The organism is Lentibacillus amyloliquefaciens (genome assembly GCF_001307805.1).
Lineage (GTDB): Bacteria > Bacillota > Bacilli > Bacillales > Amphibacillaceae > Lentibacillus > Lentibacillus amyloliquefaciens.
In genome coordinates, this window is sequence record NZ_CP013862.1 from 1,516,743 (window position 1) to 1,532,539 (window position 15,797).

The following is a 15,797-nucleotide window of genomic DNA, read 5'->3' on the forward strand; positions in this document are numbered from 1 at the left end:
TCAACGGAATGCTTTTTCCCGCTGAATGTTAGTTGAACAGAATCGGACATTTAGGGACAGTTAACCGCCGTTCTTTGGCGGATTACTGTCCATTACATGCGGGATAAAACTTATCCCCGATCTTTGTCAAAAGACCGGGGAATGATGGGCGCATTTTAAGATGCACTATTTTTCCTCAAAAATCGTATCCTCTTTAAACCTGGACCCTTTAAAGGCATATTTCGATAACAGCGGGTAGACAATGCTTGCAACGACAAAGCCGATTACCCAGGCCAAGTCAACATTAATAAAGGCAAAAGCTGCACCGATAAGCATTGCCAGTAAAGCACTAAAATTATACCCGGCAAATGGTCCATCCTCTTTATACAAATCAGCTACATCCAATTTTTGTTTTCTCATCAAAAAATAATCGACTAACAAAATTGCAACGATCGGGCCTAAAAAGGCAGAGTATATTTTAATAAATAAATCGAGACCCTGTGAGTTATTTTCCTGAACAAGCATCCATGGGAAAGCTCCCATCGCCAGCAGTCCGGTAATGGTAACAGCCACTTTATATCGCGCTTTTGTAATGAGTGAAATCACATAGGTAGGCGGAATAATATTGGCGACCATGTTTGTTGCAATGGTAGCCAAGACAATGAATGCCGATACTCCAAGAGTTACATACGAATTATCAATCACCATTGCTAAAGCAGTCGGCGGGTTGGTCACACCTGTCACACTGGCTGTCATCGCTCCGACAAGCAGTATAAAGCCATAGGAGATGAAAATCGGTGTGAAATACATGAATCCGCGCTTCTTATCGCTTATGCCAGTTTCAAGTTCTCTTGAATAGTCGGATGCGTTAAGGAAGATTGCCGCATAGTTCCCTAAGAAAACCATGATATAACCGAAGAATGGCAGTCCCCAGGTTCCTTCAATTTGCACCCAGTTCGCCATTAATTCATCGCCATACGATGTGACCAAAATCGTGAACACATAGACCATGGAAATCATGATTACAAAAGATGCCACCGTTTCGATCCATTTAATGGAATGGAACCCGTACCATGAAAGCACAATCTGCACAAGCGTCAATAAGACGAAGCAAATGGCAATGTTATCAAAAGCACCATTTGTCAAAATGATCATGATTTCATTCAGTGCCGATCCCCCGATCCAGCTCTGAATACCGTACCAAATAACAGCAGGTACACCACGCAAAAGTGATGAAATAATGGTCCCTTTCATCCCAAAAGACATTCTAAGCTGAATGACATATGGAACGCCATTTTTATAACCCATTCTGTCATTAAAGGCAAAAACTGTCGAAATAATTAATATGGCTATAAAAGCTGCCAGCAATGTCTGGAAAATATTAAGTGTTGCAACACCAGCAACCACAATGCTGGCTCCGAGGGTCATGTTACCCATGTTGACACCATCGCCAACCCACATGAACATATAAGGAATTTTGCCGACTTTTCGATCATTCGGACCGTTCGGCCTCAGCGATTTTTCCACATTCGGAAAATGCTGTTCATTCACCTCTTCGGAATTGTCTATTTGCTTTGCCATGTCTTCTAACTCCTTTTGTGCGTTCTATATTTTAAAAAGCGTACAGCTTGTTCATCATTTGGTATAATTCCATGAGCAAATGTCATGACGTATATGAATCGCTTCCAACGCCAATAAGTATTATAACGCATTTCCCTGTCAGGGTCTTCATATCAAATGAACAAAATAATAATCATGCATTGTATAGCCTGCATAAGCTCCCGCTATAATTACAGCAACATGCATATTGTTTTGTCTCATTTGAACAAATATACTCTATAGACACATACGAAATGGAGCCACTTGTCAGGACACAAGAGACTCCACTACTTTATTTTCTTCTATTTTGCAAACGGATCTTTATGATCATAATTGTTAAAATGGATGGCATCGCCGATTAAATAGTCATATATTTCATCCACAATGTCGATGCCATTTTCCTGATAACGTTGTGCTCTTTCAATACTCCGCTGTCCGGGGTATGACACCTGATCAAAACCCGGTGCCGGTTGTACCGCATTTAAGTCTTTCATTGTCTGCGATATATTTTGTTTAAACGTTTCTATATCCGTAAAGTATGCCGGGTTAATCACGATATGGAGCTGTCCCAGATTTCGTCCTTCACTTAAATCTTGATACATGGAGGATACATTGCCTCCGAATGGGACGCCCAAGAGAACACCGGATAACACATCGACCATCATCATTAAGCCATATCCCTTTGGACCTGCGATTGGCAAGAGAGCTTTTACATCAAATGGATTGGTCGTTGCTTCACCATTTTCATCCACTGCCCAGTCATCGGGGATGGATTCATTTTTGGAGCGTGCATGCAGAATTTTTCCCCATGCCTGTACAGTCGTTGCCATATCAAAGGTGATAAAGTCTTCTTCGTCACCCGGAGCAGAAAAAGCAATTGGATTCGTGCCATAATACGGTTCAGCACCGCCAAACGGCACGACCATTGGATCTGACTGGCAAACGGATAAACCGATTAAATTTTCTTTGGAAGCTTGCTGGACAAAGTAGGACAATGACCCGCTGTGACTGATGCGTTTAACGCCTACAACGCCAATGCCGCTCTCTTTCGCCATATTAATCGCTTCATCCATTGCTTCTTTAGCAGCGACGTGACCGGCACCATTATCACCATCAAACAGCGCAGTGCTTGGGCCTGTCTTTTCAAAGGTGAACTGAGGATTCGTATTGATGCCGCCTTTTGCGATACGCTCGGCATAATATTCCACCCGCATCGCCCCATGGGAATGAACACCGCGTAAATCAGCATGCACGAGTACATCTGCTACGTCATCTGCATGATCTTCTGTCAGACCTGCTTGATTGAGTTTATTTTTCATCAATTCTTTTAATTTTTGCTTGGATACTTTCAATGTTGTCACCTCTCATTCGATTCTTATATTGGACAAGGAGTTTTTTCCAATCGTATCTGAATGTCTTATTCGGCAAACGGATCTTTCGAGTCATATGCGTTATGATGAATCGCGTCTGATGTTAAATACTCGTAAATATCATCAACGATTTCGATGCCATTCGCTTCATAATCCGCTTGAATGACCTCCAGGTTTTGCCCCGGGTAATAGACCTGATCAAAGCCGGGAGCCGGTTTGATATTATTCAGGTCATTCATAGAAGCTGTAATATTATCTTTAAACTGATTGATGGCTGTAAATTGTTCCGGATTAATCACAAGATGAAGCTGGCCTAAGTTTCTGCCTTCACTCAAATCGTGGTACATGCTGGACACCTTGTTACCAAACGGAAGACCAAGCAATACACCACTCAACACATCCACCATCATCCCAAGGCCATAGCCTTTAGGACCGGCAATTGGCAGAAGTGCCTGAACCTTAAACGGATCTGTCGTTGCCTCACCATTTTTATCAACCGCCCACGTTTCCGGAATCGATTCATTTTTGGAGCGTGCGTGCAATATTTTACCCCACGCCTGCACGGTTGTAGCCATGTCAAAGCTGATGCATTTGCCATCATTTCCCGGTGCAGCAAATGCAATCGGATTGGTTCCGTAATAAGCTTCCGCACCGCCGAATGGCACAACCATCGGGTCTGACTGGCAGACGGAAAAGCCAACAAGGTCCTGCGCTGCAGCACGTTCAGTGAAATATGAAATAGCCCCGCTATGACTCATGTTTTTCACACCGACAACTGCCACACCAGTTTCTTTGGCCATCTGGATCGCTTCATCCATCGCAAGCTTTGCAGCAACATGGCCAGCACCATTATCACCATGCAAAACGCCTGAACTTGGACCTGTTTTTTCAAAATCAAATTCCGGCTCATGATTAATACCGTGCTTTGCGATGCGTTCAGCATAGTACTCGACACGCATCGCACCATGCGAATGAATGCCTTTCGCATCGGCAAATGCGAGCACATCCGCCACAATCGCCGCATGTTCCTCATGTAAACCGGCTTTCGTTAATTTTGTTTGGATTAGATCGGTTAAATCCTGTTTTGATACTCTCACTGTGAACACCTCTTATTTCGTTCTTATGAAACTCTATTCAGTTAAACGCTTTTTTCCGCTGGATAGACCTTCTATAAAGTGAAACTTCATTCAGCGGAATGCTTTTTTCCCGCTGAATGTTAGTTGAACGGAATCGGACATTTAGAGACAGTTAACCGCCATTCCTGGGCGGTTTACTGTCCATTACATGCGGGATAAAAGGAATGGTAAAAAGCAAAAATGCCTTTTACCATTTCATCATTGTTTATAGAAATGCATCCCGGTTGCAGTCTTTGGAATAAACGTATGATAACTTTTCGCGTCCTACTGCATAAGCTGCTTGAAGGCAATAGGTGTCCATGAAAATATAATCATCTTTTTTCACCGGAATCCATTCGTTATCAAGGTTGTACATCCCTTCACCGGACAACAGATAGGCACCATGCTGCTGATAATGTGTTTCAACAAATGGATGGCTTGCCGCGGGATCGAACGTTAGAATATGGAAATTCATATCGAATGCAATATCGGATGGAAGCAAATCCTGAATATGAACATTTTCCATGTCATCATAAATAACTTCTTCATTCTCATTAGAGTTGCCGGAATGAACCCATGGTGTATGCCCTTCTAATGGAATATGCTTTTGTTTGTAAAGAAATAGTCTTGAATCGTCATCCTGCAGATTTTCCAAATACATAGTTGCGGATGGCGGGCAATACAAATAGCCGCCTTGCTCGAGAACGAACTCTTCCTTATCCGCAGATGCTTTTATTTTGCCATCTAATACATAGACAAATGTTTCGACTTCATGATCACTGCCGAAGCCTTGTTCATTCTTGCCGCCTTTGTGCATTGTGACGATATAGTCGACAAATTTGGCACCTGTCTTAGGCGATGAGAGGATACTCATCGATACATTTTCAAATCCCGGCACAATATTATTGACTAACCCCTGAGGAGGTAAAATCATATATTTGCCAGGCTCAACAACAGCTCTGCTTGTTAAAATATCGTTAGGATACCCCATTGATGAATCGCTCCTTCTCTTTAATTTTAAGAGGTTGTTCAAAAAGTCCGGTAACAATGACACATCGAATTTCTTCGTTGGCTTGTTTCTCCGCTGCTCATGTATCTATAGGCATACATTCCACTGCTCGAAACTGCGCCGCCTCGAAATTCTCGGTCCTTGTTATCCTCCTTTTTGAACACGCATTTTAAGACTGATTTCTGTAAGATTGTTGTTTTGATACAAAACCCATAAACCGCGACGTACTTCAAATAATACCGCTCCGGAAATACACTCCGCGCACCTAAGGGCGGCTGGTGAGCCTCCTCGTGCTTGTCGCACTGCGGGGTCTCACCTATACCTTTGGTCCCGCAGGAGTCTCCGTGTATTTCCTACACTAACATGGCCGTTGATTGGAGCGAAGGGCAGTCGACTCCTGCGGGAAAACGGGCAGCTGAAGATCCCGCAGGAAGCGGTTTTTGCTTCCGAGGAAGCTGAAGCGTTGCCCGCGGAAAGCGACTGCCCGCAGCGGATATCAATCCTGCCATGTAAATTCGCAGTTCACACAAGCGCGAAGCAACAAAACTTACGAAAAGAGCCGATTTTAATGTTAAACTGCTTGCACGTTACTTGGAAATAATCGTTCCGCTGTTTCCGCGAACGGCTTCATCCACTTTTTCCAGAGAACAAATGATAGACCTGCCATTTTCGGCATTTTTGGCAAAGTTCAATGCTGATTCAACTTTAGGACCCATGCTGCCTTTACTGAACTGACCTTCTGAAACGTATGCTTCAAGGTCTGACACCGAAATTTCTTCCAATGCCTTTTCATCCGGTTTTCCAAAGTTAACAAACACATGGTTAACATCCGTCAAGATCATGAATACATCAGCATTCACTTCTTCAGCCAGCTTATAGCCGCTGCGGTCTTTGTCAATAACCGCTTCGATACCTTCATATTCCCCATCTTCTCGCTGAATAACCGGGATTCCCCCGCCGCCGCATGCAACAACGAGATTGCCTGCCTCTGCAAGCTGCTTGATGGTGTCGGCTTCCAAAATATTGATCGGCTCTGGTGATGGTACAACACGACGCCAGCCGCGATTGGAATCCTCTTTCATGTTCCAGTTTCGTTCAGAAGACAGCGTTTTTGCTTCTTCTTCTGTATAAAAAGTGCCAATTGGCTTCGATGGATCATTAAAATCTTCGTCATCTTTTGACACTTGTGTCCGTGTTAGTGTATTAACAACAGGTACATCTATACCAAGTGCATTCAATTCACTTTGCAAACATTGCACCATCATATAACCGATGAACCCTTGTGACTCGCCGTTCAATACATCCATAGGCATTGGTGGGACAACATTTTCTGCTTCTTCATTTTGCCGGAGAATATTACCCACTTGCGGGCCGTTGCCGTGTGTTACTACAAGTTTATAGCCTTCTTGGATTAATTTTGCCAGAAACTTGCTGCTTGTCCGCACATTGTTTAATTGATTCTCGTACGTGCCTTCCTGATTCGGCTGTAATATAGCATTACCGCCTAACGCAACTACAATTGTTTTCGACATCCTTCAACCTCTTTCTATGTCCTGCATGATTTCTGGTGAAAGGCATGCGGCACGAAGACCGCACGCCAGTTATAGCCAGTTATTCTACTTCCACGCCGTATTTTTCAGCAAGAGCTTCCAATGCTTTTTCAAAACATCCTAATGGAACACGAACTGTACCGGCACCAATTTGTCCAATGCCTGCTGTTTTATGGGCAATGCCTGTGTTGATAACCGGTGTAATACCTGTTTCGACTACTTTACGAATATCGATGCCCAGGCATGCGCCTTGGAAGTCCCACGTTGGAATGGACAAGTTCGGGTTATTGCCAACACAAATTTCGCGCATTTCGTCACTTGTTTGTACGGCATCATTAAATCCGCCTGTGCCTACAAAGCGTGTGACTCCCGGTGCAGCAATCATCGCCATACCACCGACACCATAAGCTTCTGTAATGGCACTGTCTCCCATGTCAGGGTTTGCATCATCTGTGCTATAGCCGCTGAAGTAAAGACCATCCGGTGTATTGACCGGTGCTGTAAACCATTGGTCACCCAGTCCGCTGACTTTAATGCCGAACTCATCACCATTACGGGAAAGTGCCGTGATGACACTGCCTTCTTCAACGTCAGCTGCAGAATCCATGACAACTTTGCCAGTTGCCATCATGATGTTCAGGAAGAATTGATCCGTATCAGCCAGGAATTGCGTAACTTCCTGCAATTCTTTTTCCGGCAGCTCGGCAGTTAATAGATAAGGAACGATATCTTTCAGGAACAGTGCTGATGCTGCAATGTTACGCTGGTGGAATTCATCTCCCATAGTGATAGCTTTTGCAACAGTGACATTGACATTCATACCGCCGTCAATTTGTTTTAGTGCTTTCGAAAGTGCAGGTCCGAGTACATCCTTCATCCACTGAAGGCGATTGATAACCTCATCGTTATATGCGCCAAAACGCAGAACCGCGCCGATGCCTTCGTTCAGGTTACAATAAGCCCGCTTGCCATTTACTTTGTTCTCCACGACAACAACCGGCATGTTGGCAGATGTAATACCACCCATTGGGCCTACTGCGTCAACCGAATGGCATGGAACAAATTTAATTTCGCCTGATTCGAGCATTTTTTTGGCGTCATCTTCATTATCCGCCCAGCCTTCGAACAAGGTTGCACCAATGCAGGAACCTTGCATAGGATGAGTCATATTTTCCCATTTCATCGGCGGACCGGCATGCAACAATGCTTTACCGTCCAGCTCGGAAATAACTTCTTTTGCCGGAACAACATCCAATAAAAATGGTTGTGATTCTAATATTTTCTGTGTCACAGCCTCATTAGCTTCTTGAATTGATTGATATTCCATCATTATCCTCCTGTTCATTATCGCTTATTTAAGCTTTTCCAATATTTTTGCTAACCGTTTATTTCCGCCTGCAATCGGCGCCCACTGATATTGAACAACGTCTCCGCCATGTTCCATAATAGCTTCTGCAAAGTTCTTCAAGCCAATGTTGATGACACGCGGCTTGCTGGAAATTAATTCTTGGACTTTATCATCTTTAACTTCCGCCTCAGCAGTGTTCTTTGCCTCAGGTTTTTCGCCGTTAAGATAGTCAACCATTTCCACTGCAAGCTTGGTAGCTTGGGCGTTACTGTCTGTTACAATGACACCGGCTGCTTTCAATTTATCCACTTGATCCTGGAAAACTTGCGGGTCCTCTGCAGTACCGGTAACTGAAGCAATCGCAACGAATGCTTTGCCTTCACTGGCAGCTTGTTCTTTTGCCTTTTCAACAACCGGCGCAAATACACCGGCCATATCCTCATGTGCACCATATCCGATGACATTATCCAGTAAAATAACGGCCGTTTCTTCATCTGCTGCCGCTTCTTCCACTTTTTCCACACGCAGGGTCGGATCAATCATCGGATGCGCCCGTCCCTGAGTATAGGCATCGTCACCAAGGTCAATGACTTCATGGCCTTCATACTGCAGCATCATGCCTTCAGGATGTTCATTGGATGCATCAAGTTCAAGTGCATCTTCTACAATCATAGCCGCTTCGCTCGCTAATGTACCGCCGCAGAAATAGCCTTTGATATAACGCTGCTTGTTGTTATCTTTGATTTTCTGCAGGTCTTCATCCGCAGCGAAATTGTAGCCGGCAGTATTGTTGGCAGTGGCCAATTCCAACGCTTTATGCGCCGTATCTTCCAACGTCCATGTATAATGGACATTACCATGCGCTTCTTTTGGCTTGTCACCCATAAAGATGGCAACAACCGGTTTCGACAGTGTTTTAAAGACTTCAACCACTTTTTCACGCACTTCCGGAGCAGGTGGTTTTGAAATATACGTAATAACGTCTGTTTCCGGATCCTCATCAAGCACTTGTAAACCACGAATCGTTGTGATTGCACCGATTTCCGATGACAAGTCGCGCCCGCCGGTACCGATCGCCTGCGATACGCCGCTGCCATTTCTTCCAATGATCGATGAGACTTCCTGAATACCAGTGCCGGATGCACCAACAATGCCGATATTCCCTTTTTCCACAACGTTCGCAAACGCCATTGGCACACCATCTAAAATGCCGGTGCCGCAGTCAGGTCCCATAACAATCAGACCTTCGTCTTGTGCACGTGTTTTAAGCTGTAATTCATCTTCAACCGGAACGTTGTCACTGAACATGAAGACGTTCAAGCCGCGGTCCAATGCTTTATTGGCTTCTGCTGTTGCATGTTCACCGGCAATCGAAATCAATGCCACATCTGCATTTGACAGTTTATTTTCAGCCATTTCCCATGTTCTGACGACTTGAATGGTACTTTGCTGGGATGCTTCCGCTTGACTGTTCAAGTATGAATCTGTTTCTTCCACAACATTCTCGACAACACTTTCGTCATCTGTATCAACCACAATGCAAAGGTCACTCGGGTTTGCGTCTTCCAATTCTTCTGTATACAAACCGGAACTTTTGAAAATGTCTTTGTTAGCCGGTGTACCCATCATAACTTGCACTTGAGTCACACCCTCTACTGCAGACAAGTGATTGGTCAACAGCATCAGGCTGACAGAGTCCTGATACAAGTTTTTCTTAATCACAGTATATAGCACTATTTTCACTCCAAACGAATAGTTTTTGAATACCTCTTGCCGCGTTTATTCGGCATAGCCTAATTCATATAAGGTATGAATTAAAGCTTGTACACCTTCCGCTAAATGTTCAGGACTTGTGTACTCTTTCGGATTATGACTGATTCCTTTATGGCTCGGGACAAAAAGCATGGCTGTCGGAATAACGGGCGCGATTACCTGGGAGTCATGCCCTGCACCGCTATGCATCAGCTTATAGTGAACATCATTTTGATCACATTGCGCCTGCATAACCTTAACAATGTCCTGATCCATCGGCACAGGATCGGCATCCATCCACAGGTCAATAGCCACTTCAACACCGATTTGCTCTGCGATTTCCTGCAATTTAGCTTCCACATCTTCTGTGAAATTCACTAATGCATTTTTTTCTGTATGCCTGATATCGATTGTGAATGTCGCCTTGCCCGGCACAACGTTGACTGTGTTCGGTTCAAGGTACATTGAACCGACTGTGGCAACTAATGGATCACCTTCAGCCACGGCCATATCGTTAATGGCACAAGTCATGCGGGAAGCTGCGTTCATGGCATCTGCGCGGTATCCCATCGGCGTAGTGCCTGCATGATTCGCTTCACCATTTACAGTAATCGTGTAACGGCGCTGTCCGACAATATGCCGCACAATTCCGACTGGTATATTTTCTTTCTCCAGAACATTCCCCTGCTCAACATGGATTTCAACGAAGGATTTCAAATCTGCGCGAACTTGTTCCGGGTCTTTTTTATAATCAAAGCCGGCATGATGGATGGCATCATCAAATGATGTCCCCTCGAAATCCTTGATGCCTTGAACATCTTCCGTTTTGGCCTGTCCAGCAATGTTTTTCGAACCCCAGAATGAATAAGGGAAACGGCTTCCTTCTTCTTCAGCCATCGATACCACTTCCAGATTCCTTAGCGGGGCGCCGTGTTTTTCTTTCAAATAGCGAAGAGCAAGAAAACCGGCAAGAATGCCATATTGCCCATCATACAATCCGCCATTTGTCACGGTGTCCACATGGGAGCCTGTCAAAATGGTTTCATCCGGATAAGTTGTTCCCTCAAGCCTTCCGAACAGATTGCCGACTTCATCAAATTGAGTGCTCAATCCTTCGTCTTCAAACAGCTTTTTCAATGATTGTTGAGCATCAACCCATTCTTTGCTGTACAGCAACCTTGAAACGCCGCCTTCAGAATCACTTCCGAATTGACCCAACCAATCAAGCAGTTCTTTAACGGTCTCTCCGGAAATCGCATCATTTCGAGAGCTCATACCAATCGTCCCTTCTATATATAATATTGACTAACAAGAGAAACTCTTGTCAGCTTTAAATTTTTTGAAGACATACGTTTTCACCCATTTATTCTCATTAAATGGATGGAAAAACTATTGTTGCGTGAATCAACTATCACGCTCTTATACCACCAATCATTATAACCAATTATGCCCTGAAAGTAATTGTTTGTTTTAGACAAATTTATAATGTTTTTTTGAGTATAATGGACAATCATCTATACGTTATAAAATTACCTGATTGACACCCTCGTCACACCACTGGACGATTTATTTTATAATAGGTATACTTGCCTTTGTTACGAACATCAATTCAAACTGATAGAAACCATATCATTTCTCTTATACCTTAATATGTGACAATTAAACCGAAATTAAAGCGAGTTGAGGCAAAAAATGAAGACAACATTCACTTACAAACAAATAAATGATTGCAGTATAAAAGGGGATTTTTATTCGACTGAAGAAAAAAATGCGCCACTGATCGTTTATATTCACGGCGGTGGTTTGATCTGGGGATCACGGGAAGATATGCACAAGGAGCAAATCAAACGGTACCAGGAGGCAGGCTTTAACGTCTGTTCGATTGATTACAGGCTCGCCCCCGAAACAAAATTGCCGGACATCACCAAAGATATTGGCGATATGCTTCAATGGCTGCACGATGAGGGGCGCAAGACATATGACTTTAACGCTGATAAAATTGCCGTCACCGGCAGTTCTGCCGGGGGCTATCTGGCACTCCTGTCCGGCACTTTGCCTGTAAAACCGAAAGTTATCGTATCGTTTTACGGCTACGGAAATATACAAGGTGATTGGTATACCAAGCCCTCACCACATTTTTTGAAAATGACCAAAGTACCGGAAAATCTGGCAAAGCAATTAATTCAGCATAAACCAGTTTCAGAAGCGCCAATTGAAAGACGCTATGCCATTTACTTGTATTGCCGGCAGCAAGGAAAATGGATTGATTATGTCACGTCGTGGAATCCCGGGATAAATGCTGATGCACTCAGCATGTATTGCCCTGTGGAAAACATTGATGCTGATTTTCCGGCAACCCTTTTACTGCACGGAGACGCAGATAAAGACGTTCCCTATCAGGAATCCGTGAACATGCATGAAGCACTATCAAATGCCGGCATAACCACCGAGCTTATCACAATACCAAACGGTGAACATTCATTTGATGAGAATATGGAAAACCCAACCGTCACCAAAGCATTCGACCAAGTCATATCCTTTTTTAAATCCAACCTGTAGAGGTACATTGGGGGTCATTGTCCCATTTTGAGGGGGAAAAGGACGACCCCTCCCCCCGCATGAAAACTCAGCAGGGTTTGCTTTTGAATGTTAAATAAACTTCAGATTTCACAAGATTTCTAAGTATAATGAAAAAACTAAGACTGTAATTTCTGACAGTTTAAGAAAACAATTAATCCAAAGATACTTTAAATACATAGCTTACTTTATCATAAGCCATTTTCTGCTCATAAAAGCGATGGGCATCTGTACGATTCAACCCCGATGATAAGGCGACACTTTCATAACCATTGTCTTTTGCCCATTGATGGATGAAAGAAAGAAGTTTTTCACCGTATCCGTTTGAGCGCTTCGTTTCGCGTGTAACTAAATCGCACACCCAAACAAATCGGCCATAGTAAAGGGTTATCATAGGTTTAAACCCGGTAACTGCCACGATTTCTTCTTGGTCATACAGGGCGAACAATCTGTACATATCTTTTTCTCTAGCTTCCGTCACCAACGCAAGGTAAGTTGTTTCATCGAGGTGCGTACGCAGCTGATTCATGACTGGAAATGCTTGAATGATTTCATTTTGTGATTGTAGTTCACTGATTGTTAACCGATCCATTAAAAAGCTCCCTTTTGAATTTTTATCAGTTCTTTTTTCTTTTCAACTTTCAAACGATGCTTTCTTCAACGATTCAAGAATAGCCGGCATGCACAAAGCAGGCGCAGTTTATCACCTGTACATGCCTGTTTGACTCGATTTATTTATCCCGCATGTAACTGGCAGTAAGACCCCCACCCCAAATGTTCGGGTATACGATGAAGATTAGGTGGGGATGGCTGCCAGTAAATGTCCGATTCGTTCATCTAACAATCAGTGGGGAAGAAAGAAAACCCCCACTGATTGAAGATTCACTTTATATACTAATATTTACTGACAGGAACACTCCCCCATACATCATCAGCGATTTCAATCACATGGCTTATCTTATTCCATTGCTCTTCTTCTGTTAAATCGTTTCCGCCTTCTTCAGTACTGGAGAACCCGCATTGCGGACTTAACGCTAATTGCTCCAAGGATATATAATTGCTGGCTTCTTTAATACGATTAATAATGTAATCTTTGTCTTCAAGTTCACCATTTTTGCTTGTGATTAATCCCAGAACAACCATCCTCTCTTCCCCGCCAATATTACTTAAAGGCTCAAAACCACCGGACCGTTCATCATCATATTCCAGGAAGAAACCGTCAAAAGGAAGTCTATCAAGGTACTCAGCTACACGTTCATAGCCACCTTCATACAAATACGTTGACTTAAAATTACCCTTGCACATATGAGTGGTTATGATCATATCTTCAGGTTTATCTTTTAGCGCATAACGTATGGTTGCAATGAGCAATTCAACTAAATCATTTATCGTCAACCCACTCATCTTTTCCAAAATGTCCGGGAATTCCGGGTCAGCCAAGGCTGATAAAACCGTATCGTCAAGCTGCAAGTACCGGCAGCCTTCGTTATAAAACGCATGAATTGTATCATTATAAGCGATAGCCACATCTTTAAATAAGTCTTGAATTTCAGGGTATATTTCCTTCTCCTTATCACTCGGAATACGATACAATATCTGACTTGGGGACGGAAGGCTCACTTTAGCCATTTGTGTACCGTCACCATATTGATTAACTGCAGACTGCAAAAACTTAAAATCCTCTAACATATAATGGTTATCAAAGTTTATTTTGCCGGTAACTTCAAACGAATCGGAATTAGTGGCTTCACCTTTAAATTCAATCCCACCTTCACGCCGGCTATAGCCGACACCTTTTAACCCCCAGAAGAAGTCATGCATAAACCAGGAACGTCTGAACTCACCATCCGTAATGGCCTTCAGTCCGACATCAATTTGTTTCTTTACCAGTTTTTCAATTTCCTTATCCTCTGCCTCTTTTAGGGCAGCTTTATCAATTTCTCCGTCCTGATAAGCTGCCCTTGCTTGTTTAATAGATTCCGTTCTCAAAAAACTCCCTACATGGTCAGCTTTCAAAGGTAATTTGTTTGTCATAATGTGCATTCTCCCTTCAATTAAATCGATTAACTTTAAAATTCGAAATTACCAGCATATTTAAGATAAAGTTAGTATAACATAACCCGGAAAGTTGCAGACACCCATGATATTGAACAGGAACACACGTTATTTTTACTTAGTTAAATTAAAACTTTCCTCAATCAAATGATAAACTTCTCCCTTTGGATCGATACGCTTTAAAACAATTGAAATCCAATGTTCCTTATTCATGTGATATGCAGGTAAAATGTCTCGTCCGTTCCTTAAACCCGCATTTAATTCTGGTGGACATTTTAGATTCAGAATATCTATTTTCTCATTGCCATCTAATCCTAATTTCTCCGGGAGGACATTCATCACAAGACCATACCATTTTCCGTTTGAGGCATGTCTCAAAACAGCAAAGTTCGGAAACTTCCTAAACGGATAATCAGGCAATGTACCGTAGTTTTCTTTGACATGCTTAAAGATATCTTCTCTTGTTAACATTATAATCCCTCCAGCAGCCGATAAGTCGAGTTGTATGGGACAAGTGGTACTAACCTTTATTCCCCTAAAAGACGTGAAGATACACATGTTGCTAACCGACTCGGGAAGGGACAATCCTCTTAAAAGTTGATATCTTCTCATGAAAAATCCAGAATTAGAAATAGGACCGGAAATACACTGAAGGCTATGTTAACAATGAAATGGCAAATAATCAGAGGAAACAACCGCTTCTGATTATAATAAATTATTCCGCTGCCAATCCCCCATACAAAGAAAGCCGCTGCATAAACAACAGCGCCTTCTAAACTTACTGCCAACATAACGTGCTGCATGGCAAAACCGGCGGATGGAATGATAATCCCCGGCCATACCTTTTTAAAATGTTTGATGAATAAAGGTTGTGCATAACCGCGATACATTAACTCTTCAATCGGCGCATTTAAGAATGGGAATAATAACGATACAGATGCTGCAAACCACATGACCCACCCCGGTCGTAAAAAAGAATAATTGTCCATACCCCCAGTAAAAACAGCTTCAAAATGATTGATGAAATCCATTCCGTACAGGATAAACATCATTCCCATAACCGTCATAACAAAGGGTATATACAAAACAAACAGCCACAAGAAACCGTATAAAATATCCTTAACAAACCGCTCTGGTTGAAAGCCTGTCAACGCTTTAATCGAATAGCCCTTCTTTTTTAATAATTGATGCAAAAGGATGAAGCAGATTACATTCACAACTGTAAAGTATACGGTCGATAAACCTGGAAGAAACGGGAAGGTAAATTCTAATCCAAATAGTTCTAAAAACAAAAAGAAAATGAGCATCATGACAAGCAGCAGAGGGATTCGAATAAATGAAACAAGCCACGCAGTTTTCATGAGGCTGCCACCTACTTTTTAAAATTCAGTATCCACTTTACGCTTCATGTATTATAACATATATCTTGCATTTATTTTCCAA

The 15,797-nt window shown here is 42.8% G+C and carries 13 protein-coding genes; 1 reads left to right on the forward strand and 12 read right to left on the reverse strand.

Annotated elements, in window-relative coordinates:
* Positions 1–165: 165 nt before the first annotated feature.
* The 8 genes from AOX59_RS07650 to allC form a co-directional block, all read right to left on the reverse strand.
* A complete protein-coding gene (locus AOX59_RS07650; protein WP_068444141.1) occupies positions 166–1,560 on the reverse strand; it encodes an NCS1 family transporter in 1,395 nt (464 codons plus the stop codon).
* 320 nt (positions 1,561–1,880) lie between these two features.
* Positions 1,881–2,930 (reverse strand): ureidoglycolate dehydrogenase, encoded by a 1,050-nt coding sequence (allD, locus tag AOX59_RS07655; RefSeq protein ID WP_068444143.1) that lies wholly within the window; start codon positions 2,928–2,930, stop codon positions 1,881–1,883.
* Between the two features lie 65 nt (positions 2,931–2,995).
* Positions 2,996–4,045, reverse strand: a complete 1,050-nt coding sequence (gene allD / locus AOX59_RS07660; RefSeq protein ID WP_068444144.1) for an ureidoglycolate dehydrogenase — start codon at positions 4,043–4,045, stop codon at positions 2,996–2,998.
* A gap of 244 nt (positions 4,046–4,289) precedes the next feature.
* Positions 4,290–5,054 carry a (S)-ureidoglycine aminohydrolase gene (allE, locus tag AOX59_RS07665; protein ID WP_068444146.1) on the reverse strand — a complete coding sequence of 255 codons (765 nt, stop codon included), beginning with the start codon at positions 5,052–5,054 and terminating at the stop codon, positions 4,290–4,292.
* Between the two features lie 605 nt (positions 5,055–5,659).
* On the reverse strand, positions 5,660–6,604 hold the full coding sequence (gene arcC, locus AOX59_RS07675) for a carbamate kinase (RefSeq protein WP_068444154.1): 945 nt from the start codon (positions 6,602–6,604) through the stop codon (positions 5,660–5,662).
* 79 nt (positions 6,605–6,683) lie between these two features.
* Positions 6,684–7,949, reverse strand: a complete 1,266-nt coding sequence (locus AOX59_RS07680) for a YlbE family protein (RefSeq protein ID WP_068444157.1) — start codon at positions 7,947–7,949, stop codon at positions 6,684–6,686.
* Positions 7,950–7,973: 24 nt separating this feature from the next.
* Entirely contained in the window at positions 7,974–9,704 is a 1,731-nt protein-coding gene (gene fdrA / locus AOX59_RS07685) for an acyl-CoA synthetase FdrA (protein WP_068444160.1), read from the reverse strand.
* A 45-nt stretch (positions 9,705–9,749) separates the two neighbouring features.
* Positions 9,750–10,997: an allantoate deiminase gene (gene allC / locus AOX59_RS07690; RefSeq protein ID WP_068444163.1), complete on the reverse strand. Its 1,248-nt coding sequence runs from the start codon at positions 10,995–10,997 to the stop codon at positions 9,750–9,752.
* A 417-nt stretch (positions 10,998–11,414) separates the two neighbouring features.
* Here allC and AOX59_RS07695 point away from each other — a divergent pair, with 417 nt between their 5' ends.
* Entirely contained in the window at positions 11,415–12,281 is an 867-nt protein-coding gene (locus AOX59_RS07695) for an alpha/beta hydrolase (protein WP_068444165.1), read from the forward strand.
* 172 nt (positions 12,282–12,453) lie between these two features.
* On the opposite strand, the gene AOX59_RS07700 is transcribed toward AOX59_RS07695, so the two are convergent.
* The 4 genes from AOX59_RS07700 to AOX59_RS07715 form a co-directional block, all read right to left on the reverse strand.
* Positions 12,454–12,891: a GNAT family N-acetyltransferase gene (locus AOX59_RS07700; RefSeq protein ID WP_068444168.1), complete on the reverse strand. Its 438-nt coding sequence runs from the start codon at positions 12,889–12,891 to the stop codon at positions 12,454–12,456.
* Positions 12,892–13,193: 302 nt separating this feature from the next.
* On the reverse strand, positions 13,194–14,333 hold the full coding sequence (locus tag AOX59_RS07705) for a 5-methyltetrahydropteroyltriglutamate--homocysteine S-methyltransferase (RefSeq protein ID WP_082684151.1): 1,140 nt from the start codon (positions 14,331–14,333) through the stop codon (positions 13,194–13,196).
* Between the two features lie 135 nt (positions 14,334–14,468).
* A complete protein-coding gene (locus tag AOX59_RS07710) occupies positions 14,469–14,825 on the reverse strand; it encodes an MmcQ/YjbR family DNA-binding protein (RefSeq protein WP_068444177.1) in 357 nt (118 codons plus the stop codon).
* Positions 14,826–14,962: 137 nt separating this feature from the next.
* Positions 14,963–15,715, reverse strand: a complete 753-nt coding sequence (locus AOX59_RS07715) for a CPBP family intramembrane glutamic endopeptidase (RefSeq protein WP_068444180.1) — start codon at positions 15,713–15,715, stop codon at positions 14,963–14,965.
* Positions 15,716–15,797 lie beyond the last annotated feature (82 nt).

Coding starts and splice junctions, on each gene's coding strand:
- AOX59_RS07695 (WP_068444165.1), top strand. CDS start 11,415: ATGAAGACAACATTCACTTACAAACAAATAAATGATTGCAGTATAAAA.
- AOX59_RS07700 (WP_068444168.1), bottom strand. CDS start 12,891: ATGGATCGGTTAACAATCAGTGAACTACAATCACAAAATGAAATCATT.
- AOX59_RS07710 (WP_068444177.1), bottom strand. CDS start 14,825: ATGTTAACAAGAGAAGATATCTTTAAGCATGTCAAAGAAAACTACGGT.
- allE (WP_068444146.1), bottom strand. CDS start 5,054: ATGGGGTATCCTAACGATATTTTAACAAGCAGAGCTGTTGTTGAGCCT.
- AOX59_RS07650 (WP_068444141.1), bottom strand. CDS start 1,560: ATGGCAAAGCAAATAGACAATTCCGAAGAGGTGAATGAACAGCATTTT.
- AOX59_RS07680 (WP_068444157.1), bottom strand. CDS start 7,949: ATGGAATATCAATCAATTCAAGAAGCTAATGAGGCTGTGACACAGAAA.
- AOX59_RS07705 (WP_082684151.1), bottom strand. CDS start 14,333: ATGACAAACAAATTACCTTTGAAAGCTGACCATGTAGGGAGTTTTTTG.
- arcC (WP_068444154.1), bottom strand. CDS start 6,604: ATGTCGAAAACAATTGTAGTTGCGTTAGGCGGTAATGCTATATTACAG.
- AOX59_RS07715 (WP_068444180.1), bottom strand. CDS start 15,715: ATGAAAACTGCGTGGCTTGTTTCATTTATTCGAATCCCTCTGCTGCTT.
- allC (WP_068444163.1), bottom strand. CDS start 10,997: ATGAGCTCTCGAAATGATGCGATTTCCGGAGAGACCGTTAAAGAACTG.